The organism is Thermosynechococcus sp. JY1331 (assembly GCF_031583475.1).
GTDB lineage: Bacteria > Cyanobacteriota > Cyanobacteriia > Thermosynechococcales > Thermosynechococcaceae > Thermosynechococcus.
In genome coordinates this window covers 588386-614658 of the sequence record NZ_CP134180.1, presented here as the reverse complement: position 1 = coordinate 614658, position 26273 = coordinate 588386, and the positions used below count along the sequence as shown (strand labels likewise).

At 53.7% G+C, this 26273-nt stretch carries 23 protein-coding genes, 1 tRNA gene and 1 riboswitch; of the genes, 18 read left to right on the top strand and 6 right to left on the bottom strand.

The window, feature by feature from the left end; all coding sequences use genetic code 11:
* Positions 1 to 269: 269 nt before the first annotated feature.
* The 5 genes from RHJ31_RS02840 (at position 270) to RHJ31_RS02820 (ending at position 5581) form a co-directional block, all read left to right on the top strand.
* Positions 270 to 611, top strand: a complete 342-nt coding sequence (locus tag RHJ31_RS02840) for a GIY-YIG nuclease family protein (RefSeq protein WP_302677298.1) — start codon at positions 270 to 272, stop codon at positions 609 to 611.
* A 257-nt stretch (positions 612 to 868) separates the two neighbouring features.
* Positions 869 to 3403 carry a GIY-YIG nuclease family protein gene (locus tag RHJ31_RS02835; RefSeq protein ID WP_302677297.1) on the top strand — a complete coding sequence of 845 codons (2535 nt, stop codon included), beginning with the start codon at positions 869 to 871 and terminating at the stop codon, positions 3401 to 3403.
* Positions 3404 to 3426: 23 nt separating this feature from the next.
* Positions 3427 to 3834 carry an N-6 DNA methylase gene (locus RHJ31_RS02830; RefSeq protein WP_302677296.1) on the top strand — a complete coding sequence of 136 codons (408 nt, stop codon included), beginning with the start codon at positions 3427 to 3429 and terminating at the stop codon, positions 3832 to 3834.
* Positions 3835 to 4169: 335 nt separating this feature from the next.
* Positions 4170 to 5165, top strand: a complete 996-nt coding sequence (locus RHJ31_RS02825) for a hypothetical protein (RefSeq protein WP_310828524.1) — start codon at positions 4170 to 4172, stop codon at positions 5163 to 5165.
* On the top strand, positions 5162 to 5581 hold the full coding sequence (locus tag RHJ31_RS02820) for a type II toxin-antitoxin system VapC family toxin (RefSeq protein ID WP_206200981.1): 420 nt from the start codon (positions 5162 to 5164) through the stop codon (positions 5579 to 5581). The genes RHJ31_RS02825 and RHJ31_RS02820 overlap by 4 nt, the downstream gene beginning before the upstream one ends.
* A 127-nt stretch (positions 5582 to 5708) precedes the next feature.
* Here the strand turns inward: RHJ31_RS02820 and RHJ31_RS02810 are convergent, their stop codons facing one another.
* Both RHJ31_RS02810 and chlG read right to left on the bottom strand, forming a co-directional pair.
* Positions 5709 to 6638 carry an RluA family pseudouridine synthase gene (locus RHJ31_RS02810; RefSeq protein ID WP_302677294.1) on the bottom strand — a complete coding sequence of 310 codons (930 nt, stop codon included), beginning with the start codon at positions 6636 to 6638 and terminating at the stop codon, positions 5709 to 5711.
* Between the two features lie 9 nt (positions 6639 to 6647).
* Positions 6648 to 7643 carry a chlorophyll synthase ChlG gene (chlG, locus tag RHJ31_RS02805; protein WP_302677293.1) on the bottom strand — a complete coding sequence of 332 codons (996 nt, stop codon included), beginning with the start codon at positions 7641 to 7643 and terminating at the stop codon, positions 6648 to 6650.
* A 205-nt stretch (positions 7644 to 7848) separates the two neighbouring features.
* Here chlG and RHJ31_RS02800 point away from each other — a divergent pair, with 205 nt between their 5' ends.
* The 5 genes from RHJ31_RS02800 (at position 7849) to RHJ31_RS02780 (ending at position 11758) form a co-directional block, all read left to right on the top strand.
* Positions 7849 to 10929 carry a CHASE2 domain-containing protein gene (locus RHJ31_RS02800; RefSeq protein ID WP_302677292.1) on the top strand — a complete coding sequence of 1027 codons (3081 nt, stop codon included), beginning with the start codon at positions 7849 to 7851 and terminating at the stop codon, positions 10927 to 10929.
* A gap of 139 nt (positions 10930 to 11068) precedes the next feature.
* Complete coding sequence (gene psbE, locus RHJ31_RS02795) at positions 11069 to 11323, top strand: cytochrome b559 subunit alpha (RefSeq protein WP_149820457.1); 255 nt, start codon at positions 11069 to 11071, stop codon at positions 11321 to 11323.
* A gap of 7 nt (positions 11324 to 11330) precedes the next feature.
* Positions 11331 to 11468: a cytochrome b559 subunit beta gene (gene psbF / locus RHJ31_RS02790; RefSeq protein WP_099798824.1), complete on the top strand. Its 138-nt coding sequence runs from the start codon at positions 11331 to 11333 to the stop codon at positions 11466 to 11468.
* Between the two features lie 12 nt (positions 11469 to 11480).
* The gene (locus RHJ31_RS02785) at positions 11481 to 11594 is read left to right on the top strand and encodes a photosystem II reaction center protein L (RefSeq protein WP_149820459.1); all 114 of its coding nucleotides are present in this window, start codon (positions 11481 to 11483) and stop codon (positions 11592 to 11594) included.
* Between the two features lie 44 nt (positions 11595 to 11638).
* Positions 11639 to 11758: a photosystem II reaction center protein J gene (locus RHJ31_RS02780; RefSeq protein WP_315862977.1), complete on the top strand. Its 120-nt coding sequence runs from the start codon at positions 11639 to 11641 to the stop codon at positions 11756 to 11758.
* Here RHJ31_RS02780 and RHJ31_RS02775 read toward each other — a convergent pair.
* Positions 11755 to 12651: a sugar ABC transporter permease gene (locus RHJ31_RS02775; RefSeq protein WP_315862960.1), complete on the bottom strand. Its 897-nt coding sequence runs from the start codon at positions 12649 to 12651 to the stop codon at positions 11755 to 11757. The genes RHJ31_RS02780 and RHJ31_RS02775 overlap by 4 nt on opposite strands.
* Positions 12652 to 12724: 73 nt before the next feature.
* Between RHJ31_RS02775 and RHJ31_RS02770 the strand changes: the two genes are divergently transcribed.
* From RHJ31_RS02770 to RHJ31_RS02755, 4 genes are all read left to right on the top strand, one after another.
* The gene (locus RHJ31_RS02770) at positions 12725 to 13759 is read left to right on the top strand and encodes a ribose-phosphate pyrophosphokinase (RefSeq protein ID WP_149820465.1); all 1035 of its coding nucleotides are present in this window, start codon (positions 12725 to 12727) and stop codon (positions 13757 to 13759) included.
* A gap of 45 nt (positions 13760 to 13804) precedes the next feature.
* Positions 13805 to 15361: a bifunctional phosphoribosylaminoimidazolecarboxamide formyltransferase/IMP cyclohydrolase gene (purH, locus tag RHJ31_RS02765; protein WP_302677289.1), complete on the top strand. Its 1557-nt coding sequence runs from the start codon at positions 13805 to 13807 to the stop codon at positions 15359 to 15361.
* A gap of 9 nt (positions 15362 to 15370) precedes the next feature.
* Positions 15371 to 16465: a metallophosphoesterase gene (locus tag RHJ31_RS02760; RefSeq protein WP_302677288.1), complete on the top strand. Its 1095-nt coding sequence runs from the start codon at positions 15371 to 15373 to the stop codon at positions 16463 to 16465.
* 84 nt (positions 16466 to 16549) lie between these two features.
* Entirely contained in the window at positions 16550 to 17689 is a 1140-nt protein-coding gene (locus tag RHJ31_RS02755) for an AI-2E family transporter (RefSeq protein WP_399375672.1), read from the top strand.
* 1252 nt (positions 17690 to 18941) lie between these two features.
* On the opposite strand, the gene apcD is transcribed toward RHJ31_RS02755, so the two are convergent.
* Positions 18942 to 19427, bottom strand: coding sequence for an allophycocyanin subunit alpha-B (gene apcD / locus RHJ31_RS02745; RefSeq protein ID WP_190278062.1), 486 nt, complete (start codon positions 19425 to 19427; stop codon positions 18942 to 18944).
* A gap of 197 nt (positions 19428 to 19624) precedes the next feature.
* Here apcD and serS point away from each other — a divergent pair, with 197 nt between their 5' ends.
* From serS to RHJ31_RS02730, 3 genes are all read left to right on the top strand, one after another.
* Positions 19625 to 20917, top strand: a complete 1293-nt coding sequence (gene serS / locus RHJ31_RS02740) for a serine--tRNA ligase (protein ID WP_302677286.1) — start codon at positions 19625 to 19627, stop codon at positions 20915 to 20917.
* Positions 20914 to 22257: a UDP-N-acetylmuramoyl-tripeptide--D-alanyl-D-alanine ligase gene (gene murF / locus RHJ31_RS02735; RefSeq protein WP_302677285.1), complete on the top strand. Its 1344-nt coding sequence runs from the start codon at positions 20914 to 20916 to the stop codon at positions 22255 to 22257. The genes serS and murF overlap by 4 nt, the downstream gene beginning before the upstream one ends.
* A gap of 48 nt (positions 22258 to 22305) precedes the next feature.
* Positions 22306 to 22377 (top strand) — tRNA-Asn (locus RHJ31_RS02730).
* A 343-nt stretch (positions 22378 to 22720) separates the two neighbouring features.
* On the opposite strand, the gene RHJ31_RS02725 is transcribed toward RHJ31_RS02730, so the two are convergent.
* Both RHJ31_RS02725 and RHJ31_RS02720 read right to left on the bottom strand, forming a co-directional pair.
* A complete protein-coding gene (locus RHJ31_RS02725; protein WP_302677284.1) occupies positions 22721 to 23629 on the bottom strand; it encodes a MoxR family ATPase in 909 nt (302 codons plus the stop codon).
* Positions 23622 to 24569 carry a bifunctional riboflavin kinase/FAD synthetase gene (locus RHJ31_RS02720; RefSeq protein WP_310828523.1) on the bottom strand — a complete coding sequence of 316 codons (948 nt, stop codon included), beginning with the start codon at positions 24567 to 24569 and terminating at the stop codon, positions 23622 to 23624. The genes RHJ31_RS02725 and RHJ31_RS02720 overlap by 8 nt, the downstream gene beginning before the upstream one ends.
* Before the next feature lie 115 nt (positions 24570 to 24684).
* Positions 24685 to 24823: riboswitch (cyclic di-AMP (ydaO/yuaA leader) on the top strand.
* Positions 24824 to 24910: 87 nt separating this feature from the next.
* On the opposite strand from RHJ31_RS02720, the gene RHJ31_RS02715 reads away from it, so the two are divergent.
* Complete coding sequence (locus tag RHJ31_RS02715; protein ID WP_302677282.1) at positions 24911 to 26260, top strand: ArsB/NhaD family transporter; 1350 nt, start codon at positions 24911 to 24913, stop codon at positions 26258 to 26260.
* Positions 26261 to 26273 lie beyond the last annotated feature (13 nt).

The window sequence follows — 26273 nt, the reverse complement described above, 5'->3', positions numbered from 1 at the left end:
TTTCTCGCTTCACTCGAAATGACGCACGCACGGCTCGAATGGCGCAACACACCCTTGTCATTGCGCAGGAGCACAGTAACCATGTCATTTCGAAAGAGCACAGCAACCATGTCATTTGGAAGGAGCGCAGCGACTGAGAAATCCTACCCATCATGGCATGACGATTTCTCGCTTCGCTCGAAATGACGCACGCACGGCTCGAATGGCGCACACTGCGATCGAACCCACAAGGATGAACCTCTCTTGAAATCACAAAGCAAGGAGCGCTCATGAAAAGAGACTATCACTTCTACGTCTACATCCTTACTAACTGGAATAACAAAGTCATGTATGTTGGTATGACAAACAACCTTGAACGCCGAATATACGAACACAAAAACAAACTGGTGGATGGTTTTACCAAAAAATACAACGTGAACAAACTTGTGTATTACGAGCACACAACTGACGTCTACGCCGCAATTGCCAGAGAAAAACAAATCAAAAAATGGCGGCGAGAAAAAAAGAACCAATTGGTTATGACCACGAACCCCGAGTGGAAGGACTTGAGTTTGGAATGGAAAGCAACACCGAAGGAGCAAGGCAACACCGCTATTTCGAAAGAGCAATAGCAACCATGTCATTTCGAAGGAGCGCAGCGACCTTGTCATTGCGCAGGAGCGCAGCGACTGAGAAATCCTACCCATCGTGGCATGACGATTTCTCGCTTCGCTCGAAATGACGCACGCACGGCCCGAATGGCGCAACACACCCTTGTCATTGCGCAGGAGCGCAGCGACTGAGAAATCTTGCCTAGAGTGTGAGGATTTCTCGCTTTGGTCGAAATGACGTACGCTGTGCTTGGAATGAGAATTGCTAAGATGAAACCATGACAAAAGATTTTTTCCCGCCCCGTCCCAAAATCGAGCCGAAAATCTACGCCTACGAGGACACCAACCCGCAGTATGCGGGTCTGCTCAAGATCGGCTACACCACGAAGAGCGTGCAGGAGCGGGTGGCGCAGCAGTATCCCACGCTCCGTCCTGGCGAGAAGCCCTATCGCATCGTGCTGGAGGAGCCGGCCATTCGCAACGACGGCACGGGGTTCACCGACCACGATGTGCACCGCATGCTGCGCATCAACGACATCCCGCAGGCCGGCGGCGAGTGGTTTCGTTGCACCGTGGAGCAGGTCAAGGCCGCCATTCAAGCTGTGCGGACAGGTCAATTGATGGAAGAACAGCGATCGCTTCGTTTCGGCTTGCGTCCCGAGCAGGAAGCCGCGATTCAAAAAACCGTCGAATATTTCCAGACCTACCGCCGGGAAAACGACAAGCCGCCCCATTTCCTGTGGAACTGCAAGATGCGCTTCGGCAAGACCTTTGCCGCTTATCAGCTTGCCAAGCGAATGGGCTGGCGGAAAATCTTGGTGCTTACCTTCAAGCCGGCGGTGCAAAGTGCTTGGGAAGAAGATTTGCGCAGCCATGTGGATTTTCAGGGCTGGCAGTTCATCAAGCCGGGCGGGCTGACTTACGAACAGGCAGATAAAAATAAGCCTGTTGTTTGCTTTGGCTCATTTCAGGATTACTTAGGGCGCAATCCGAGCACGAACGGGATTAAGACGAAAAATGAATGGGTCCACGCTACCCATTGGGACTGCGTGATGTTCGATGAATATCACTTCGGTGCTTGGCGTGAGAAGGCCAAAGACCTTTTTGAATCCGAAGACGAACAAGAAAGAAAAGCGGCCGAAGGCGAAGCCATTGACTACTTCAATGAAGACATTCTGCCCATCACAGCAGATCACTATCTATACCTGTCGGGCACACCGTTTCGGGCTATTGCCACCGGCGAGTTCATCGAGGAGCAGATCTACAACTGGACCTATTCTGACGAACAGAAAGCTAAAGAAGAGTGGCAGGGAGACAATAACCCCTACGCCGCCTTGCCACGTATGGTACTGATGACCTATCAATTGCCAGACGCCATCCGCGAAGTGGCGATGAAAGGCGAATTCAACGAATTTGATCTGAACGTATTCTTTTCAGCAGAGGGCGTCGGCGAGCAGGCGCGGTTCACGTACGAGGATGAGGTTCAAAAGTGGTTGGATCTGATCCGCGGCGCCTATCTCCCCACGAGTTTAGACAACTTAAAACTGGGTGCGCAGAAACCGCCACTGCCGTTTTCGGACGTGAGGCTGCTGAATGTGCTCTCGCACACCCTGTGGTTCTTGCCCAGCGTTGCCTCTTGCTACGCTATGCAAAATCTGCTGGCAAAGAGCCAAAATAAATTCTACCACGATTACAAAGTCATCGTTGCTGCCGGTGCAGCCGCGGGTATTGGGGTCAATGCTCTGCCGCCTGTTCTTGAAGCAATGGGTGATCCCCTCAAGACCAAAACCAGTGATCCCCTCAAGACCAAAACCATCACCCTCACCTGCGGCAAGCTCACCACCGGCGTGACGGTGCGGCCCTGGACAGGGATTTTTATGCTGCGCAACACCTCCAGCCCAGAGACCTACTTTCAGGCCGCCTTTCGCGTGCAAAGCCCTTGGACCATCAAAAATCCCGACGGCGTTTCGCCTAATGAGGAGCTGATCCTTAAAGAGGAGTGCTACGTCTTCGATTTTGCGCCCGATCGCGCCTTGCGCCAGATTGCCGACTACAGTTGCCGCCTGAACGTCAGTGAGGAAGACCCAGAAAAAAAGGTCGCGGAATTTATCCAATTTTTGCCGGTCTTGGCCTACGACGGCAGTTCCATGAAGCAGATTGACGCCGCCGGGGTGCTCGATATGGCGATGGCCGGGACCACGGCAACCCTGTTGGCCCGCCGCTGGGAAAGCGCCCTGCTAGTGAACGTGGACGACGACACCCTGCGGCGGCTGATGAACAATGAAGAGGCGATGCAGGCATTGATGCGCATCGAGGGGTTTCGCAATCTCAATCAGGAGATCGAAACCATCATCAACAAATCCGAAGCGGTCAAGAAGGCGAAGAAAGAGGCAAATGACCAGAAACTTTCCTCTCAAAAGAAAAAGCAGCTCACAGAAGAAGAAAAGGAATTCAAGAGCAAGCGCAAGCAAATTCAAGAAAAACTGATCAAACTTGCCACCCGCATCCCTATTTTCATGTACCTGACCGATTACCGGGAACGAACGCTGCGGGATGTGATCACGCAATTGGAGCCTAGGTTGTTCAAGAAGGTCACAGGGTTGACGGTCAAAGACTTTGAACTGCTCGTCAGCTTGGGGGTATTCAACAGCGCGTTGATGAACGATGCGGTGTATAAGTTCAAAAGATATGAAGACCCGAGCTTGGCTTACACAGGGATTAATAAGCATGAAGGGAAAGAGATCGGCTTGTATGATACCGTCCTCTGTCGAGGAAATTGCCCCTCATCCCTGCCTGAAGTTAGCAATTTATAGGAATTGATCTCGGAAGTGAGCGCTTGCTGGCGCAGTTCGAATACCACATCAAGCTCTATGAGGCGCTCTTTATCCAGCACATGATGAATGCCCTGCGCCCCGCTGGGCGCGCCGCTGTGGTGCTCAAGGAAGGCTTGCTGTTTGACTCCAAGAAGATGCTGCGCCACATCTGCCGCAAGCTTGTGGAGCAGTTCGAGGTCTTGGCGGTCATCAGCCTGCCCAACGGCGTCTTCAACCCTTACAGCGGAGCCAAGACCAGCATCGTGGTCTTCCGCAAACCCCTCGGCAGGGACAATGTGCGCACTTCCGAGGTGTGGTTCTATCGAGTGGAAAGTGACGGGCGTGACCTCGGCGCCACCCGCCGCCCGCTACCCGATTTTGCAACCGACGGGGATCTCGCACACATGGTTTCGCTCTGGCCCTACACCTAGCGGCAGGAAAAGGACAGCGGTGTAAGGGCGATCCTCAAAGCCGATGACCTCAAGCAGTTTGAAAGCGAAAAATCCTAGTGGGCAACGATAGACCAGATTCGCGCGATCGACGACAACCCGACCGCACGCCGCTACTGCCGGCACCAAGCCGAGGCCGTCGAGCACGAAAAGCCGGAGGTGCTCATCAATCGCCTGCTGGAGCTAGAGGAGGAAATATACTGAAGACCTGCGCCAGCTTCTGGCGATGGTATCGGGAAATAATTTTGTCAGCAGTTCACAACGCTCGATAAATGCTTAATGATAAATGCTTAATAAATTAGCTTAGTCATGAGGAGGTGCGCACCATGAACGGGAAAACTTCACTGTTGACCCTGATTTTAGAAGGCAGGTTTGTCCGCTCAGGTCGAATAGCTGTTTCACAGCTTTCAGAGCTTTTGTCGAGCCTTCAAAAAGTCTTTTACCGAACCGGCCAAGTGCTCTTAGGCGAAACCGATAGTATTCGCAAAGGACCCAAGTCGAAACAGCTCAAGCAGCTTCTGGAATTAGACCTTATTGAGATTAACCACGGAAGCCCATCAACCCTACTCCGCTTCGACAGGCGAGCTGAACCAAGCTTGTTCCCCGAAGAGGATTTTTTACTTCACATCTTAGAGACTGCTCTTACAGGCATACACGAAGTCCAGGAGCCGAGTGATGTCCTTCCTCGTGGATTTGATCGGGGAGTCTTACTTGCATGGCGTGATGTCGGCAGGCTTTTCCAGAAAGAAGTATATTCAATAACTTTTGAACTCAATCATCGTCCGAGTCCGCTACAGGTTCAGTACACCCCCCAAGCGTTCCAAGTAATCCAGCAGCGGATTCAGGGACCCAAAACTCACCTCACCACCATTGAAGGCCGCTTGCTTATGGCGGACTTCAAAGAAGAAGGTATGCGGTTACGGGTTCATCCTCCTGTTGGTGATCCAGTCGTATGCGTGTTCGACGAGGAGCAAAAGGAAGAGGTACTTGAGAATCTTCTGCGTCGCGTCCGCATAATCGGTGAAGCACTCAGCGATCCTGAGACCGGCAAGATTAACCGAGTGCGTATCCACGACATCGAACCTTTAGAGGAACTCACGGAGGCGATAGAGGAAATTCCGCTCGCTCCAGCAGAAGTTTATGATTTCTGGACTTCAAGAACACTGAAAGAACTTGCCCAAATGCAGGGCGTCCAGCCTGTAGCTAATCTTGCTACTTTATATGGCACTTGGCCCGGCGAACGCAACGATAGCTTTGAGGAGTTTATTCAAGAATTGCGACAAGGCAATGTCATCGGGAGGCATGGCTCGTGACATCCGCCTATCTGCTCTTGGATACTAACATTCTCTCATACATCATGAAAGGTGCGCCAGAGGCAAGGCTTTATGAGAATCATCTCTTCGGCAAAACCTTGGCGATTTCCTTCATCACCGTTGGCGAACTTTGGGCAGGGGCAGAATACGCTGGGTGGGGAGAGCAGAAGCGAAAGAAGCTTGAGAGCGTGCTCCGTAACTTTGTGGTGATTCCTTATGACTACGAAATCGCAAAAAAGTACGGCGAGATTGTTGCAGGACGAAAGCGTATCGGTAAGCCGATTTCCTTTGCCGATGCTTGGATCGCTGCTTGTGCACTGTGCTATCAGGTGCCGCTCGTTACTCATAACGAGAAAGACTTCCAGAATATACCCAACCTTTCCGTAATCACACAGCAAGGTGGTCAGACACCATGACCACGTTTGCCATCACAGTATTCGGCTGAGTCAATACTGTTTGCCGGCGTTAGGGATCGTTGTTGATGATGGATAATGCACCAATTCATCCGAAAAGGGCGATTCAGGCAGTGGCGAAAGCGGCGGGTCACGAGGTGTTATTCTGGCGCAATATCCGCAGTAGTTTTTCTAAATGCTCTGGCAGAGGGGCGATCGCCACAATCTCCTCACCTGTACGGGGATGCTGCAACGCTAAGCGATGGGCATGGAGCGCTTGGCCGGGCAGTTTTACTTTTAGCGGTGCACCGCGGCCATAGACAGGATCCCCCAACAGCGGCCAACCCAAGTGGGCGGCATGAACGCGGATTTGATGGGTGCGACCGGTTTCAAGGCGAAACTCCACAAGGGCACAGTGGCGGAAGCGCTCCTGCACGTACCAGTGGGTAATTGCTGTGCGGCCTTTTTCTGGAGGCACCACCGCCATCTTTTTGCGATCCACCGGGTGACGACCAATGGGCGTAATTACCGTTCCACTGTCCTGCGGGGGCTGGCCATAGACGACACCAAGGTAATGGCGCCGCATTTGCCGTGCTTTCAATTGCTGTTGCAGATGGTGTAGGGCAAACTCCGTTTTGGCAACAACCATCACCCCAGAGGTGTCTTTGTCTAGGCGATGCACAATCCCCGGTCGCTGGACACCGCCAATGCCTGTCAACTCAGGGCAATGGGCTAACAGACCATGAACCAGGGTGCCGTGGCGATGACCGGGGGCAGGATGCACCACTAGATCCACGGGTTTATTGAGAATCAGTAACTCATCATCCTCATAGAGAATACTCAGGGGTAGGGGTTCAGGGATTAAATCCAACGGCTCTGGTTCAGGGAGCACCACCTGCAGTACCTCACCACCACTGAGGGGCTGATTTTTGCGATCGCACACTTGGCCATTAATCCGCACATAGCCCTGTTGGATCAGCTGCTGCCAGCGCGATCGCGAGAGTTCAGGATGCTGCTGTGCAAGAAACGTATCGAGGCGATCGCCCCCCTGTTCTACCTTGAAGGTTAGCGATGTCGTCATGCCCCCCAATTACACCAGCGTATGTCCAAGGGCTAAACCCACCACTAGCATCCCTAAGACAAGAAAGGGCTGAGCACTGGCTTGGTACTTCACATCGTTTTTCAAGGGATCCCGCAGGAAGTACATATCCTGAAAGACGATTTGGGGAATAATCAGCAAAATCAGCAGCACTGCATAAAGATTGGCATGAATCGCCATCAGGTAGCCCGCAATCCCCAACTGGAAAATGTCAATCATCAGAACACAAATCCATGCGGCGGTAGTAACGCCAAACATCACCGGCAAGGAAGCCAAGCCGAGTTGGCGATCGCCCTCAACGCTTTTGAAGTCATTGACAATGGCAATACCCAAGCCCGCCAAACTGTAAATCAACGTCAAGATCACAATCGTCGGTGTCAATTTGCCAAAAAGGGCGTGACCTGCCCACCACGGTAAAGCAATGTAGCTGGCTCCGAGGGCATAATTTCCCAGCCAACCATTCTTTTTCAGCTTCAGGGGCGGTGCGGAATAAATATACGCCAAAAAGCCTCCCAGCAAAGCAATTTTGGTCACAGGGAACGTGGGATGGTCAGCCCATAGATCGAGTAGAACAGCTAGACCCAAACCTGCGACAACGAGGAAGATAATCTGCGCCCGCACTTGGTTAAGGGAAATCGCCCCTGAAGGAATGGGACGGTAGGGTTCGTTAATCGCATCAATCTCGCGATCGTAGTAATCGTTGAGCGTTTGCGTATAGCCCGCCATCAAAGGCCCCGACAGCAGCATACAGGTTGCTGCCTTGAGCACATCCTCCAGACTCCAGGTAAATCCCCCCGACGAGGCTGCACCACAGACCACGCCCCAAATGAGGGGGATCCATGTAATCGGCTTCATTAGTTGCAGGCGAATTTTCCAGATATTGGTCTCGCCGCTTTTGGCACCCTTCATGCCCAGCAGTTGCCGTGCGGCTGCAGTAGTGGTTTCCGTGGATGTTGAAGTCGTCGTTGAATCGGGGGTTTCCGTCATAGCGCTTGTTGTGCTCAGCAATCACCTCAATGATTATAGTCGTTTCACCTTCCGCCACCTAGGGGGATCATGTTGCCCTCTAGCGTGGGCAGGATGTTAAAAGTTGTCCTCGTAAATTTGCCGATCGCCCGTGGTGTAGGTCAGGATAGAAGCGAAACTCCTTTTAGAATCCTTCAGCGTCAGTGGAACAACCGCAGATTGTGCCATGACCCCTGTCTCCATCCCTGATTATCTTAAACGCGCTCTACCGGCGGCCATTGCCACGGCGATCGCCACGGTGGGTGTCCTTGCACTGCGAGTGGGGGGTCTGCTCGAACCGTTGGAATTAAGAGCCTATGACCAATGGCTGCGCTGGCGATCGACACCGGCCACGTCCCAGCGACTGCTGATTGTTGAAATTACCGAGGCTGATATTCAAACCCTCAAGCAGTACCCCATTCCCGACGAGGTGCTCATTCAAGCTGTCAATGAATTGCAGGAGCACCAACCCAAGGTCATTGGCATTGACATTTTTCGCGATTTTCCGGTGCCCGATCGCTTCAAGCTGCCAACCGATGTGCTGCCCTCCCTCGGACGGGTGATGATGACCCAGCCCAACACCGTTATTGTCTGTAAAGTGGGGGGCGAAACAGATCCCGGAATTGCCCCACCCGCTGGACTGCTAAATGATCAGGTGGGATTTGCAGACATTCCCATTGATGAGGATGGTGTGGTGCGGCGGGCGATTTTGGCAACTCAACCCGAAGCCAGCGATCGCTGCTCTACCCCTCAATCCTTCGCTTTAGCTTTGGCGCGTCTTTTTTTAGGGGTGAATCCCCAAGCAGTGACTCAGAACCGCCTTGACTTGGGAACGGCTCGCTTTCAAGCCTTAACCAGTAACTGGGGAGGCTACAGCCACTTAGATGCAGCCGGGTTTCAAATCCTGATCAACTACGCCCGCCCAACCCAGCCCTATGAAACCGTGACCCTGAGCGAGGTGCTCAAGGGGCAAGTCTTGCCCTCTAAGGTGCGCGATCGCGCCGTCCTCATTGGCCTCACTGGCAGTAGTAGTAACGATAAGTTTTTGATTCCAATGACACTGCCGGGGCAAACCAACCGCCTGACCCCCGGTGTTGTGGTTCAAGCAGCGATCCTTGAAGATTTGCTAGCAGCGGCTCTCGATAACCGTTCTCCTATGGGTACATGGCCGCAGGGGGCGATCGCCCTTTGGATTCTGGCTTGGTCTGGCCTTGGTGCCCTGATCATCGCCAAGGGACAGCGCTGGGTGATTGTGCCGCTGCTGGTTGCTGGGGGACTGGGTCTCAGTGGCCTGACATTCCTCCTCTTTTTACAGGGGAGTTGGATTCCGCTGGTGGCACCTCTGGTTGGCTTTGGCAGTGCGGCGGTTTTGATGCTGGGCTATCGTGCCTTCAGTCCTGCAGAATCCACCCCTACCCCCTCTACACCGACGGCTGTTCCCAGTGGCCGCTCAGCAACTCCCTTGGAGTTCATGACTGAAGGCATCAGTCAATCAACCACACCTGAATCAGCCCCCATTCTGGAAATCCCCGAAACCTCGCCAACAGAAGTCTCTCGCCTAGAGACGGATGCCAATGCAACGGTGCTGCAACCGGAAACAGCAATTTCCTTTACCCCCATCGAACCTACCCCACCCCCTAGAGATCAACCCCACACCGCACCTACCCTCCTCACCTCCGTCGTTGATCAAATTCCCCCCACAGAGATCCGCAAGACACCACCACAATCCATCACTGAGAGGGAAACCTTCTTAGTGGTTCACCCTGAGGATGCTGCCACTGCCGCCACCGAATTGCCAGAAACTCCCACAACTGCTCCTGAACCTACCCATATTGATCTTCCTGAAACCCAGAGGGTGGTTCCTACCCCGCAGCCAACAGTTCCCTCAGAGATCCCCTCGACACTGCGCCCTGATTTACCAGAAACCCAACTGACGGTTCCCGAAGCCTTAACAACGATGCCAGAGACCCCTAGCATCCCTACTGTTGATTTACCCGAAACGCAACTCACCCTACCTGAGCCACTAACGACCCCAGAACTGACCTCGACGCCCTCAACCCAATTTGCAACCAGTGTGGACTTGCCTGAAACCCAACTATCAGTACCTGAGGCCGTGAGTCTAGCAGAAGTCACCTCAACTCCCGATGGGGACACCCCTGAAACACCACTGGACATCACCTCAACTCCACCCACCCAATTTACAACCAGCGCAGATTTGCCCGAAACCCAATTGTCAACCCCATCCACCCCCAAGGGAGACCTACCAGCAACCCAGCCATCCAACCCTGACCCCTTAACCGCGGCGCCTGTGGATCCCACCCAGCGGCCAGAGGTGATTTCCAGCACGACACTCCCCTCGCCGCCCCCCCCAACGACAGAGACGCAAACACCGAGCGGCACCCAACCCAAAACCACCGTCATTTCTGACATCAGCGAAAAAGCCAGTGAACCCTTACCACAAACTGTGGGGGGACGCTACCGTGTCCTCAGTCAACTCGGCGAAGGGGGATTTGGGCGCACGTTCTTGGCTGCGGATTTACATCTGCCAGATCATCCGATCTGCGTGGTCAAGCAGTTGGTGCCCTCCCGTAAGGATGAACGTTTTTTGGCCATTGCCCGTCGCCTCTTTCAGCGGGAAGCAAAAACCTTAGCCCAATTGGGTCAACATGAGCGTATCCCTCGATTACTGGCTTACTTTGAAGAGGGGGGATATTTCTATCTCACCCAAGAGTATGTGGATGGGGAATCCCTCAAGGAGGAGTTTGAAAAGAAAATTACCCTCTCCCAAGTCGAAGCCCTCACCATTCTCAAGAGCATTCTGGAGATTTTGCAGTATGTGCACCAGTTTGGGGTGGTGCATCGCGACATTAAGCCTGCCAATATCATGCGCCGCCGCAGTGATCAACAACTGTTTTTGATTGACTTTGGGGCGGTACGCCATGTCCAGCCCGAGGAGTTGCTCCAGCACGGCAAATATACGATCTCAATTGGTACCCGTGGGTATGCCCCTAGCGAGCAAATGGCAGGACGACCGGTGATTGCCAGTGATATTTACTCTTTGGGTATGGTTATTGTTGAAGGTCTGACGGGGCTCGCCCCGATGGATTTGCCCTCTGATCGCAACACGGGTGATATGATTTGGCAGCCGGGACGGCATCTTTCGCCGCAGTTTGTTGCCATTATCAATAAAATGATCAAGTATAACTTTCGCGATCGCTACCAGAGTGCTGCAGAGGTGCTCACCGATTTGACCAAGGCTGGACTTTAGGCCTATAGACCCAAGTTTTAGCGCTGTAGAGGGGGTTCGCAGTTCTTATTTATGCGGCTCAATCGTTGTGAAAAAAGGCTGTATGATAGATAGTACCGTTTCCTTTTTTTAACATTAGACACTTTGGAGGCATCGCAACGTGGCTGGAACGACAGGAGAACGACCATTTTCCGACATTATTACCAGTGTCCGTTATTGGGTGATTCATAGCATCACCATTCCGGCGTTGTTCATTGCTGGCTGGCTCTTTGTCAGCACCGGTTTGGCCTATGATGTGTTTGGCACACCACGCCCCGATAGCTACTATGCTCAGGAACAGCGGTCGATTCCTCTGGTGACCGATCGCTTTCAAGCTAAACAACAAGTTGAAACCTTCTTAGAACAGGTGAAGTAGGATTGCCATGACCAGTAATACCCCCAATCAAGAACCCGTTTCTTACCCGATTTTTACGGTCCGCTGGTTGGCCGTTCACACGCTTGCTGTGCCCACGATTTTCTTCCTCGGGGCGATCGCGGCTATGCAGTTTATCCAACGTTAGGAAGGTGCAGCCATGGAACCGAATCCCAATCGTCAGCCGGTCGAACTGAATCGCACATCCCTGTACCTAGGGTTGTTGCTGATCTTCGTCCTTGCGTTGCTCTTTTCAAGCTACTTCTTTAACTAAATTTCTTCTCTATAACTGAATCTGCTTAGGAGGAATTGATCATGTTGTCTGAAGGCGGACGCATTCCCCTGTGGGTTGTGGCCACGGTGGCTGGCATGGGGATAATTGTCATTGTCGGGCTGTTCTTCTACGGTGCTTACGCTGGTCTTGGCTCCTCTCTCTAACGATTGGGGTCTTGGCGCGTACGCAATTGTAGCCAGATCAGTCCTAGGGTGACTCCCAAAAGAACCGTTGCTGCGGCAGCGGCATAGCCAAAGTCAAATAACGCAAACGCCTGTTGGTAAATATAAAATACCAGCAGGTTTGTTGTATCTAAGGGGCCGCCACCGGTCACCACATAGACCTGTTCAAAACTGCGCAATGTGAAAATCGTTGTTGTGACAAACACCAAAATTAAGGTGGGTCGCAACCCCGGCAGCGTAATGTAGCGAAACTGTTGCCAAGCATTGGCACCATCGAGCAGTGCCGCTTCATAGCGATCGCGAGGAATCGTTTGCAACCCCGCCAAAAAGACCACTAAATTAAACCCCAACTGCTTCCAGCTACTGAGCAAAATTAGCACTGGCATTGCCCAAGTGGGATCACTCAGCCAAGCAATCGGCTGCCCCCCTAAGGTTTGCACCAGTTGATTCACGGGGCCATCGGTTTGAAACAGCCAACGAAACCCTAAACCCACCGCCACAATCGAGGTCATTGTTGGCAAAAAGTAGGCCGTGCGCAGCAGATCGCGTCCCCTGATCCCTTGGTTGAGACCCACCGCCAAGAGTAAGGGCAGCACAATCGTGGGGAGCACCGTTGCCCCTGTGAAATAAACGGTATTGCCAATCACCTGCCAAAAGTCTGGACTCAGAAGCAATTGCTGATAATTTTGCAGGCCAACCCAACGCACCCCTTCTTGACTAAAACTCCCCGTCGTAAAACTAAGATAGACAAGGTACAAAATCGGCAAAAAAACAAAAATTGTCAGAAACAAAAGTGCAGGTAAAAGGAATAACCAAGCGACTCCTATCGGTGACAAAAAAACATCCCCCAATCGTGGGAGTTGCGATCGCGCCATTGGCAAAGATGATGACCTCAAAATTCGCCTTTCTATAAATTCAATCCTAGGGTAGTGGCTCCCGAAATTGGAAATGATAAGATCAAAATCAAAATGCACGCCATCTTGGGGAGATGCTGTGATTCACACTGCGCCATTGCCCACGACTACCCCCTCTCACATTTCTGATCATAGTCGTCTAAAGCTGTTTTCGGGTTCTGCCAACACTGCCCTTGCTCAGGAAATTGCCCGCTACCTCGGTATTGATCTCGGCCCAATGGTGCGCAAGCGATTTGCTGATGGCGAGCTGTATGTGCAGATTCAAGAATCCATTCGCGGTTGTGATGTCTATCTGATCCAGCCCTGTTGCCGACCCGTCAATGACCACCTGATGGAACTGCTGATCATGGTGGATGCCTGCCGCCGCGCTTCAGCCCGCCAAGTGACTGCGGTGATTCCCTACTATGGCTATGCCCGTGCCGATCGCAAGACCGCTGGCCGCGAGTCCATTACCGCTAAACTAGTAGCCAACCTGATTACTCAAGCGGGAGCGAGTCGCGTTCTGGCCATGGATCTGCACTCAGCGCAAATTCAAGGCTATTTTGACATTCCCGTGGATCATGTCTATGGTTCACCCGTGCTCCTTGACTACCTGCGCAGCAAAAATCTTGAGGATATTGTGGTGGTGTCCCCCGACGTGGGTGGGGTGGCTCGTGCCCGTGCCTTTGCCAATAAGCTTGATGATGCGCCCCTAGCCATTATTGATAAACGACGCCAAGCCCACAATGTGGCTGAAGTGATGAACGTGGTGGGGGATGTTAAGGGCAAGACAGCGGTGCTCGTGGATGACATGATTGATACGGCCGGCACGATTTTAGAAGGAGCACGGTTACTGCGGCGGGAAGGTGCCAAGGAAGTCTATGCCTGTGCCACCCATGCGGTTTTTTCACCGCCAGCGATCGAGCGACTCCAAGGAGGCGATTTTGAAGAGGTGATTGTTACCAACACGATTCCTGTACCGGAGACGCAACGCTTTCCCCAACTCACGGTGCTGTCGGTGGCGAGTATTCTCGGCGAAACCATTTGGCGCATCCATGAAGATAGCTCTGTGAGCAGTATGTTCCGCTAAAACCGCTAAAATAGGTGTTCTTAGTCGCCTAGGAGGATTGCAGGCATGGGGCGAATGGCCTTACTCAGCACCAGCAATAAGCAGGGACTGGTGGCGTTGGCTACGGCCTTGGTGCAGGAGTTTGGCTTTACGCTCCTGAGTAGTGGTGGCACCGCAAAGACCTTACAGGCAGCGGGGATTCCCGTGACAACGGTCTCGGAGTACACAGGAGCACCGGAAATCCTTGGTGGGCGGGTCAAGACCCTGCATCCCAAAATTCACGGCGGTATTTTGGCACGGCGCGATCGCCCCGAAGACGCGGCTGATCTGCAAGCCCAAGGGATTCATCCGATTGATCTGGTGGTTGTCAATCTCTATCCCTTTGCCGAAACAATTGCCCAGCCCAACGTGACCCTTGCCGAGGCGATCGAGCAAATTGATATTGGTGGGCCAACGCTGATTCGCGCTGCTGCCAAAAACCATGCCCATGTGACAGTATTGGTGGATCCCAGCCAGTATGAAACTTACCTTCAGGAATTACGATTACACGGGGAAGCTCAACCTGCTTTTCGCCTTGCCTGTGCCCAGCGGGCGTTTGCGCTGACGGCCAGTTACGATCAGGCGATCGCCGAGTATCTCCAAGAAATCACGTCCCCTGGTACTGAACCAGAAATTCTGCCGCCGGTCTTCCACCTGACGGGGCAGCAAAAACAAGTCTTGCGCTATGGCGAAAATCCCCATCAACGGGCTGCTTGGTACATCAGTGGGGCACACCCCAGTGGTTGGGCAGCCGCCGACCTGCTTCAGGGCAAAGAACTCAGTTACAACAATCTGCTAGATCTAGAAGCGGCACGGGCAGTGATCAGTGAATTTTTAGGGGAGGGTGCCCCCGCTGCCGTCATTATTAAACACACCAATCCCTGTGGCGTGGCTGAGGGCAAAACCCTTGTGGAAGCCTACGAACGTGCCTTGGCTGCCGACAGTGTTTCTGCCTTTGGCGGCATTGTTGCCCTGAATCGCCCCTTGGATGTGGCCACCGCTGAAGCCTTCACCCGTACCTTTTTAGAGTGTGTGGTGGCTCCCGCCTGTGAGGAAGCAGCGCTACCGATCCTGAAAACCAAACCCAAGATGCGGGTTCTCACCTTACCTGAGTTGCAGACGGCTCCCACGACGGCGATTCAAACCATTGCTGGCGGCTTTCTTGTCCAAGATATTCACCCCGTCCCCATTGATCCAGAGGCGTGGCAAGTGGTCACCGCCACCGCACCCAGTCCAGAGTTGATGGCCGAACTGATCTTTGCTTGGAAAGTGGTGAAACACGTTAAGTCCAATGCCATTGTGGTCAGTCGCGATCGCCAAACCCGCGGCATTGGCGCCGGTCAAATGAATCGGGTGGGTGCTGTACACATTGCCCTCAGGGAGGCCGGTGAGGCTGCCCGCGGCGCTGTACTGGCCAGTGATGGCTTTTTCCCCTTTGCCGATTCTGTGCAAGCCGCTGCCCTTGCTGGTATTGCGGCGATTATTCAACCGGGGGGCAGTTTGCGGGATAATGAGTCTATCCAAGCAGCCAATGAAGCGGGAATTGCCATGGTCTTTACCAACCGGCGACACTTCCGCCACTAGGAAATAGCGATGGCGGTGCGGCTCGGTATTATCAGTGATCCCCACATTGCTCTGCCGGAGACGATTCCGACGGATCATCCCCCCATTTTTCTCTATGAAGTGAGTATTCCTGCTTTTGAAGCAGCCGTCACTCATCTTCTTGATCTGGGTATTGATGCTTTGTTGATGCCCGGTGACCTGACGCGGGATGGCGAAGTCGTTAACCACCGCTGGCTCAGTCACTATCTGCAAACCCTGCCCATTCCCTGTTATGTGATTCCGGGGAATCACGATGTGCCTCTGCCGCTAGGAGATCACAAGCGTATTGGTTGGGCTGACTTTCCCCAGTGGTATCCCCATGCGGGCTATGGCAAGGGCGCCAAGCATTACTATCAAACCCTGCTTGCAGACAACCTACAACTGATTGCCCTGAATTCCAACCAATTTAGCCCGACAGGTCAGCAGATGGGGGCAGTCGATCAAGGACAACTGGCATGGTTGGCGGCTCTATTGGCAAAACCTTTTGCCGGACTGCGCCTTGTAATGATTCACCACAATGTCCTTGAGCATTGGCCACAACAGAGCCAAAGTCCAATGGGGCAGCGCTACCTCTTGGAGAATCGGGTGGAACTCCTCAACCTCCTGCGATCGGCGGGGGTGGCCTTGGTCTTAACCGGACATCTTCATGTCCAAGACATTGCCTATGAGCAGGGGCTGTTTGATCTAACGACGGGTTCCCTCGTCAGCTATCCCCATCCCTATCGCCGGCTCATTTTGCAGCAACATCCCCAAGGGGGCTGGCAAGTGGATGTGGAATCCTACCGCATTGAATCTCTGAAGACCTATCCCACCTTGAGTGATCTCTCCCGCCAATGGATGCTGCAGCGGGGTGCGGGGTTTATGGTGCGCTTTCTCACCTTACCGCCCTTTAATTTATCGGAAACTGAGGCCCAGCCCCTCGCCCAAGCCCTATCGTCCCTCTGGCCAGAAATTGCCCAAGGAGATACCCAAGTCACACTACCGACCCTACCCGAACCCTTGGCCGCCTACTTTGCCCAGTTTAACCACAGAGCACCAGCGGAGTATCCCCAGCTGCGGGACAACAATACGGTCTTTGTCATTTAGCACCTCGCAATTCCTTTGGTTGGGATGGTAGAGTCCCAAAACCTGCTCTAATAGGGGGTTGAGGCACGAATTGGACGCAAAGTAGTGACGTTTGGTCAGTGGATTGGCTTGCTGGTACTGGGGGTGTGTCTCTACATCCTCTGGGAAATTCGCCAAGTGTTACTCTTGGTCTTTTTGGCGGTGGTCTTGGCAACGGCACTCAACTGGCTGCAATTGCGACTCCAGAGCTGGGGACTACAACGAGGCCGGGCGATCGCCATCAGTATTAGCTTGACTTTCCTGATCATCTTTGGTTTCTTTTGGATGATCATTCCCCCCTTTTTGCAGGAAGCGCAGCAACTGGGTGTATTGATTCCCAAGGGGTTAGGACGGGTGGAAGCATGGCTGGATGAGATGGCTTACCTTTTGCCAAGTAGCGGCTTTGATGATACCCCTGTCATTAATCGGCTGATTACCCAGTTAGAGCCATTCCTTGAGCAAATCTTTAATAACTTCCTTGCCCTCTTTTCCAATACACTGGCGGTCTTACTAAATACGCTGTTGGTCTTGGTGCTGACGGTGATGCTAGTGATTGATCCTCAGTCCTACCGTCGGGGATTCATTCGCCTCTTTCCAGCGTTTTATCGGTCTCGCATTGACACGATTCTCACCGAAAGTGAACAGGCGCTCTTGGCATGGCTGGCGGGCACAGGCTTGAATATGCTGGTCATTGGTGTGGTCAGTGGCATTGCTCTTGCGCTACTGGGGGTGCGGTTGGTCTTGGCCAATGCTTTCCTGGCCGGTCTGCTGGAGGCGATTCCCAATATTGGCCCTGCCCTGAGTGTGATTCCGCCGATGATCATTGCTTTTATTGACAATCCGTGGCGGGCGGTGGCCGTTCTCATTGCCTACATTGTGATTCAACAGTTGGAGCAATACCTGCTGGTGCCCGTCGTCATGGCCAAACAGGTGGCTCTACTGCCCGCTGTGACGCTGGTTTCACAAATTATTTTTGCCATTTTCTTTGGCTTTCTGGGCTTACTGCTGGCACTGCCTCTGGTGATTGTGGGTCAAATTTGGTTTACAGAAATTGTGCTCAAGGACATTCTCGATCGCTGGCAGCCCAGCCCGCCACCTGCAGGGTCAACTCCACCAATTTTGCCGCTGCCCCCGCCGCCCCCACCTGCTGCCGCAAATCCTGCCGCATCTGATGCAATTTCTGAGGATGGCTCAATAGAGACTTAATCTGATCAGCAACCACCGCCGGCTCAATCGGACCCACCAGTTCTGGTACAATTTCTCTGCTTGCCCAGATATTCGGCCACGCCTTGTAGCCGAGACCCTGTTTCACTAAGTCCCAATCCATCTCTGGCGATCGCCACAACTGCCAAAACCGCCGCCAGCCCAATCCCTTGGCCACCAGTGCCCAAAACACCAATGCCGTCCACTGTCGCCCGATCGCTGGCAAGCCCACCAGCAACCCGGCTAACCCATCCCAAGGGTGGGCCCGCTGTACCCGCAGTTGTTGAGCCGGCAAAAGAACAATCATCGGCACATTCAAGGCGGCCAGTTCAGCGGTATTGGCGCCAACGGTTGTCACACAGAGGGCAACCTGCCGCAGCAGGGGATAGTTGGGTAACTGCTGCCAGAGATAGACCTTCGTACCCCTCGGCGTCTCCAGATAGGGTAGCCCCTCACTGGGTTGGATGAGTGTCGCCGTCGTGCCCTCAACGTGCTTGAGTTCGGGGTTAAAGCGGGGATCGGCGTAGCAACTGAGGGTCTTGAGCGTCAGGGTGGGTGCCACGGGAATCACACACTGAATCGGGGGATGAGCAGCAGCTAAATGGTCGGCGATCGCCAGCGAAAGGGGCACTCCTAGCTTGAGCTTATTGGGCTTGGAACCCACCATCAGACCCACAAGGGGAGCATCTGAAGCAACGCCTAACTGTTGGCGCACATCGGGTAGCGAATCGAGGGCAAGGGCTTGCACATCGGTCATCAGATCCCCCACCACCGCCACCTTAGCTCTTGTTTTGCCCACGGGGAGCGAACGCCGCAACCCAATGCCCTCCACCCACCCTTGCCAGCGTGCCTGCCACTCACAGTAGAGCACACAGCGATAGCCCAGACGCTTGGCCAACAGCACCGCAAAGAGTTGATCGCCCCCCAAGAAGACCACAACCCCTTGGGCAAACCAATCCCAATTACTACGGGTGGTCTTTGTACGCAGGAGGTGCCAGAACTCTGCCGCGGCCAGCACCCGATCCACCCCCGCATAGCGACGCGCAATCTCCGCTTCTTGACCACTGGCATGGGGACAGGGAACAATGACCACTGAAACGCGCAGCCCCTCTTTGACCTGTTGCCGCAGCGTTGTTACAAAGGGATACACCCAAGTGGCCAGTTCACCGGGGCCATTGCTGACAACCACAATTTCAAGGGGAGATGTCATGGGTTATGTTCCCCTTGAATGCAAAATTGGCTGCCGGCAGTTTTCCTAGGACATTTCTTGAATAATGTAGTCAAAGTAGGGTGCCGCCACTTCAGCATCTTCAGTGCTTAGCAGTGCCAAGGAGGCGTCCTTGAGGCAACGAATGGCTTCTGCCATCCCTGTCATCGGCACACCAAGGGAGTTGTACATTTCCCGCACCCCAATAATACCCGTGCGCTCAATGGGGTCTTTGTCACCCGCGAGGATGCCATAGGTAATCAGGCGCATGTACCAGCCATAGTCGCGCAGACAGAGGGCACGCTGTTTCTGGCCGTAGGCATTGCCCCCGGGTGAGATGAAGTCAGGCCGCTTCTGCCACAGTTGTTTGCTGGCTTGCTCAACAATGCGTTTCTCATTTTCGGCCAGTGTCGTGGCAATGCGGAGGCGTTGCTCACCCGTTTGGAAAAAGTCACTAATCGTCTGGAGTTCGCCCGTGGTGGGGTAGCGCAATTCATCGTCCGCTTTAAGAAGAACCTGACTAATGACACTCATATTGCTAACACCGCTTAATACATCCCTCATTTTAGAGGACGGCGACCCCTTGTTGACGCCACTCCTGATCAAAATCTCGACGGTTGATAGAGGAATTTAGCGGTGTCGATGGCAAACCACAGCAAGACAGCCCCCTAGAGCCAATCTGCTCCCTTGGTGATAGGATCAATGCGGTTTGCACTGGTTTTCGTTCACCTGTGATTGATCTCAAACAACTGCGAGAAAATCCCCAAGCCTTTGGCGATCGCCTGCGGCGGCGCGGCGGTGACTTTGACCTCGACCGCATTTTAGAGTTGGATGCGCAACAGCGTCAGCTGGAACAACAGCGATCGCGCCTCCAAGCCCGCAGTAACGAAATTGGTGCCCTCGTCGGCAAAAAGATCAAGTCCGGCGTTGCCGCCACTGACCCCGAAATTCAAGCCCTCAAGGCCGAGGCCAACGATCTCAAGCAGCAACTCAGTGATCTTGAACCCCAAGAACGGCAACTCAAGGAGGAATTGGAACGCCTGCTGCTAACGATTCCCAACCCCCCCAGTGAGACCACCCCCATTGGCCGCGATGAAACTGAAAACGTTGAAGTACGCCGCTGGGGTGAGGAGTATAAACCGAGCCAGCCTTGTCAGCCCCACTGGGACATTGCCACTCAATTGGGACTCTGGGATGTGGAGCGATCGGTGAAAGTAGCGCAGAGTCGCTTTGTTACCCTCTTGGGCATGGGGGCTGCCCTTGAGCGAGCCTTGATCCAATTTATGCTTGATACGCACCGCGATCGCGGCTATGTGGAGGTCTTGCCGCCCTTGTTGGTCAATAGTGCCTCACTGACAGGAACAGGGCAGTTACCCAAGTTTGCCGAGGAAAGTTTTCGCTGTGCCGATGATGATCTCTGGCTGATTCCGACAGCGGAAGTGCCGGTGACGAATCTCTACCGCGATGAAATTTTAGCTGCCGATCAATTGCCCATTTACCACTGTGCCTACACCCCCTGTTTTCGCCGTGAAGCGGGGAGTTATGGCAAAGATACACGCGGCCTGATTCGCCTACACCAATTCAACAAAGTGGAGTTGGTCAAGTTTGTTCACCCAGAAACCTCTGCCGCTGAACATGAAGCCCTTGTGGCCGATGCCGAGTTTATTCTCCAAGCCCTGAAGTTGCCCTATCGAGTGATTGAACTGTGTACTGGCGATTTGGGCTTTGGCGCCATGAAGTGCTACGACTTAGAGGTGTGGCTGCCCGCTGCCGGCTGTTACCGCGAAATTTCCAGTTGCTCGAACTTTGGCGATTTCCAAGCGCGGCGTGCCAAGATTCGCTTCAAAGCTGCCAAGCAAAAAGGGACACAGTTTGTCCACACCCTCAATGGCTCTGGCCTAGCCGTTGGACGAACCATGGCAGCCATTCTCGAAAACTACCAACAACCCGATGGGACGGTGCGGGTACCAGCGGTGCTGCAACCTTACTTGAAGTGTAGCCACATTGGCGGGGCAAAATCGTGAACACCACCCTCGGGGCGATCGCCCAAGCTTTGGGGTTAGATACAACTCATCCAGATCTGCCAATCACAGGCATTTCCACTGACTCCCGCCAAATCGCAACTGGCAATCTCTTTGTTGCTCTGCGGGGGGAAACCTTTGATGGCCATCAATTTGTCGATCTGGCCGCCGCCGCCGGCGCGATCGCCCTAATTGTCGAGGTGCCGGTGTCTTCTGCTCTGCCGCAACTTCAGGTAGCCAATACCCTGAGTGCCTATCAACGCTTGGGACAGTGGTGGCGGCAGCAATGTCCAGCCAAAGTCATTGCCGTCACTGGCTCCGTGGGCAAAACCACCACCAAGGAAATGATTGCCGCTGTTCTGAGTCACTATGGCGCCGTCCTCAAAACCGAAGCCAACTTCAATAACGAGATTGGCGTGCCCAAAACCCTTTTACAACTGGAACCCCACCACCAATTTGCCGTGATTGAAATGGGGATGCGGGCGCGCGGTGAAATTGCCCTTTTGAGCCAGATTGCCCAACCGGATGTTGCCGTGATTACCAATGTGGGTACTGCCCATATTGGCCGCCTCGGTTCCCGCGAAGCCATTGCCCAAGCCAAATGCGAACTGCTGGCCGAAATGCCCCAAGGGGGAACAGCCGTGCTCAATGCCGATAGTCCCCTACTTTTGCCGACAGCGGCGCAGGTCTGGTCAGGGCTCACGATTACCTATGGCCTTGAGGGGGGCACCCTACGGGGAATCTATCAACCGCCCCAAACCCTCCACGTGGCTGGACGCACCTACACCGTTCCCCTTGCGGGGGCACACCATGCCCTGAACTTTCTGGCTGCCCTTGGGGTGCTGCAAGCCTTGGACTTAAAGAGCGATCGCCTGCCCCGACAGTTGACGTTAGAATTGCCCAGTGGTCGGGGCGGTCGCTATCACCTCGAACCCGATATTTGGCTACTCGATGAAACCTACAATGCAGGCTTGGAATCGATGGTCGCCGCCTTGCACCTGTTGCGATCGCTCCCCGGTCAGCGGCATCTGGCAGTTCTTGGCCCCATGCGGGAACTGGGGGACTTTGCGGTTGCCTTCCATGAGCAGGTGGGAGCCACGGTTGCCCAATTAGACCTCGATGGCCTTTTAATTCTCGATAAGGGCGATGAGGGAGCAGCTCTTGCGCGGGGGGCAGGGCGCGTTCCCAGTCAGCAATTTGCTTCCCATGAAGAATTGGTGGCCTATTTGCTGCAGCATTTACAGCCGGGCGATCGCCTCCTCTTTAAGGCCTCCCATGCCGTTGCCTTGGATCGCGTAGTGAATGAACTGCAGCAGCGCTGGCCAAAACTTCAGTCCGGTTGAGACTTGCCAAGAGCGGTGAACTACGCTACATTAAAAAATCGTCAATATTCCTCAGTAGCTCAGCGGTAGAGCGGTCGGCTGTTAACCGATTGGTCGCTGGTTCGAATCCAGCCTGGGGAGTTTAATAACTTGAGCCACGATAGCGACGGCGGCGCTGCCCATCATGCCCATATCTAACAGCAGCAATTGGGGCAACGCTAGGCCAGCCGTCTCCATGCCCTCTAGCACAGCAAGGATGTCAGCATCAAGGTTTTCCCAGATGACCGTAAGGTTTTGACTGCTGAGGATGTTGTGCCAAATTTCTCCCTGCCGTTGGAGGGCTTGTGTCATGAGTATCGTTGTCATCAATGCCTAAATCCTTCGACGGTTGCGAGGGCGATCGCGATGTTAAAAAGACTTAACACTACAATGACAGGTTGGCGATCGCAGAAATGTTCATAGAGAACAGTCGCGCCAACTCTCCCTAGGGAACGGCTACCGTTTCCAATAATTCTGCCACACAGGCCCGCCCTGAGCGCCCTGCTGCTGTAATCAGACGATGAGCTAGAACATGGGGCGCCAATTGCTTGACATCATCGGGGAGGACATAGTCACGGCCATTGAGAAAGGCCAAGGCCTGAGCTGTGCGCTGGAGCATCACGGTACCGCGAGGACTCACCCCCAAGGTAATGCGATCGCTCTCGCGGCTCGCCCGCACAAGGGCAAGAATGTACTTTTGCAACACTGAATCTACCCGCACCTGTAGCACCTGCTGCCGCAACTGTTGGATCTCCGCCAAGCTGAGGCACGGTTCCAGTTGATTGACATCTAAGCCCCCCTGCACCCGTTGCAGCATTTGTAGTTCCTCTTCCTCGGTGGGGTAGCCCAAGCTAAAACACAGGGCAAAGCGATCCAACTGGGCTTCGGGCAGCGGAAAGGTGCCTTGGTATTCCACGGGGTTTTGGGTGGCAATGACAAAAAAGGGCTGGGGCAGGGGGTAGGTGACGCCATCAATGGTGACTTGGTACTCCTCCATGACCTCTAGGAGTGCCGATTGGGTGCGGGGTGTGGCGCGGTTAATTTCATCCGCCAGCAGGATATTGCAGAAGACAGGACCTGGGCGAAACTCAAACTCCGCTGTTTTGGGATTCCAGATATTGGTGCCCGATAAGTCCGTGGGTAGGAGATCGGGTGTGGCTTGGATGCGCTGAAAGGTACCCGCCAGCGATCGCGCCAAGGCTTTGGCCAAGAGGGTTTTTCCCACCCCCGGTACATCCTCCAGCAAAACGTGTCCCCCCGCCAGCAACCCCACTAGCATGAGTTCAATGGCGGCTTCTTTGCCCACCATGACCTGTCCAAGGTTATTGACCAGTCGCTGTAGGGGTTCACGCATAGGAGACCACTCGTTCAAGAAGATCAGCCGCTACTTGGCAATCGGCAGCAATTTGCGCCTGTAGGGCAGCCAAACTGGGAAACCGTACCTCTGGGCGAATAAAGGCCTCTAAATGAAGTGTGATCTCTTGATTGTAAAGATTCCCCTGCCAGTTAAATAGATGCACCTCTGTGGTCACTTGCCGACCCGTCACCGTCGGTCGCATCCCAATATTCACCACCCCCAATTGCTCAGTCGCAAACGCTGCCCCCGTAACGCGGCAAGCATAAACGCCGTGGCGAGGCAATAATTTGTCTGGGGGGAGGGCTAGATTGGCGGTGGGAAATCCCAACTGCCGTCCCAACTGTTCCCCTTGAATCACGGTGCCGCTCAATTGGTAGGGGCGTCCCAAAAGCTCCCGTGCCAAGCCCACATCTCCGTCGGCGAGGGCGGCTCGTACTGCTGAGCTACTGACGCGATCGCTCCCCCGACAATAGGGGGGCACAATATGCACTGGAATACCAAAGGCAGCACAAAGGGTGCGCAAATCCGCCGCTGTCCCCGATCGCCCACGGCCAAAGCCAAAATTAAAACCCACACTCAATACCTTGGCCTGCAACTGCTGTACCAAAATCTGCTCAACAAACTCCAAGGGCGACAGTTGGGCAAGAGCATGGGTAAAGGGCAGGACAATCACCTGCTCAATGCCATAGTGGTTCAAAAGGGCACGTTTTTCCGCCTCTGGGGTCAGCAGCAGGCGCTCTTCTCCCGTAAAAAATGCCTGCGGGTGGGGCGAAAACGTAATCACTGACCGGTAACAGTCGGGAGGCGCTGCTTCAACAAGCGTACGGATAACCTCTTGGTGCCCTCGATGGACACCGTCAAAATTGCCAAGGGCGATCGCCGTAGGAGTTTGCAAGGGTAGGCCGCTATTCAATTGACACAGGAAACATTTTGACACATTTAACCGCGGCGCAACAGTCTGGGAAAGCTTTCATTAAGATTTTCTATTCACGTCATAGAAGAACTTCTCTTGAATCCCCCAAGAGGCCTATGCTACGTTGAGTAGCAATTTATCTTTGATTATGCCTAATCTGAGCCTTGGCAGCTTGGAGCGGAGGAACCAACGAATCAGGGGCGCATTCTCCACCGAGAAAGGATACCACTGAATCCTAGCCCGTCAGCTAACTTCGTCGGCATTCAGTTGGAGACTGGCTGTTTTTCACAACTGCTCAGTGTTCCAGTGATTCGGTTTCGTGGTGTTGACCGAATTTGTTACCTTAGAAACATTTAGGAAGCCCAATGCTGATTGAACACTGGCATACATTCGCTGCTGGCACGATCTTCCTAGGCGTGATCGTCCTGATCATCACCGAGTGGATCAACATCACGGTTGCTGCCTTTTTGGGTGCGATTCTCCTTGTCTTTCTCAACATTATGACCCTTGGGGAGGCCATTAGCTACATTGGCCGCAGTCATGGCACCCTTGCCCTCTTTTTCGGCGTCATGGTTCTGGTGCGAGCCTTTGAACCCACTAAGGTGTTCGAGTATCTGGCCACCCAAATGGTTCTGCTTGCCCGCGGTCAAGGAAAACGCTTGCTGCTGGGAATTGTTGCGCTCACAACCTCCATCTGTGCCTTTCTGCCCAATGCCACCACCGTTATGCTGCTTGCGCCGCTGTTGCCCCCCATGGCGGCTGAAGTGGGGGTGGACTTTGTCCCCCTGATTATCTTGATGGTGATTGTCTCCAATAGCGCTGGCTTGCTGACCCTTGTCGGGGATCCAGCGACTTATATTGTCGGGGATGCCATTAATCTCAGCTTTGCCGATTATCTCCTGCGTCTCAGCTTGGGGGGTGTACTGGCGATCGCTGTCATTGTTTTTTGTCTGCCGGTTCTCTTTCGCCGCATTTGGCGCAAAGAACTCAACTCCCTTGATCACTTGCCCCACCCCAAAATTAATCATCCCCGCACCCTAGCGGTGGGTTGTGTGATCATCGTCTTTGTCTTGACCTTCTTTGTTATTGGCGATGGCATGGTCGTCAAAGTGTCTCCCCCTGCGGTCGCTTTAATGGGGGCTGCCCTTGCACTCCTTTTGTCCCATCAAAGCAAAATCGATACGGTGACCCACATTCTGCGGGATGTGGACTGGGCCACCCTGATCTTTTTTATGAGCATTTTTGTCTTGATCGGTGGCCTAGAAAAAACCGGCATCATTGGTCAACTCTCCCACCTCCTCGCCATTCTCATTGGCCAAAATATCTTTTTTGGCTCCCTGCTGCTCTTATTTGCGATTGGCATTCTCTCTAGCGTCATTTCCAATATCCCCCTTGTGGTGGCGATGGTGCCACTGCTGAAAAAATACCTTGTCGATGTGGGTCTAGCAGGTTCAGAAATTCTCCACCCTGGTTATGGGGGTGATTTGCCCCCCCAGGTGCTGCCCCTGTTCTATGCCATGATGCTAGGGGCAACGTTGGGCGGCAATGCCACGCTGGTGGGCGCCTCTGCCAACATTGTTGGTGCCGGGATTGCGGAACTCCATGGCCGCCGGATTAGCTTCAAAACCTTCCTGCGTTATGGGGTACCGATTACGGCCTTGCAGTTGGGGGTCTCAGCACTCTTTCTAACTGTGCGCTTTCTCATTTGGCGCTAAGGGTTTGATTCCT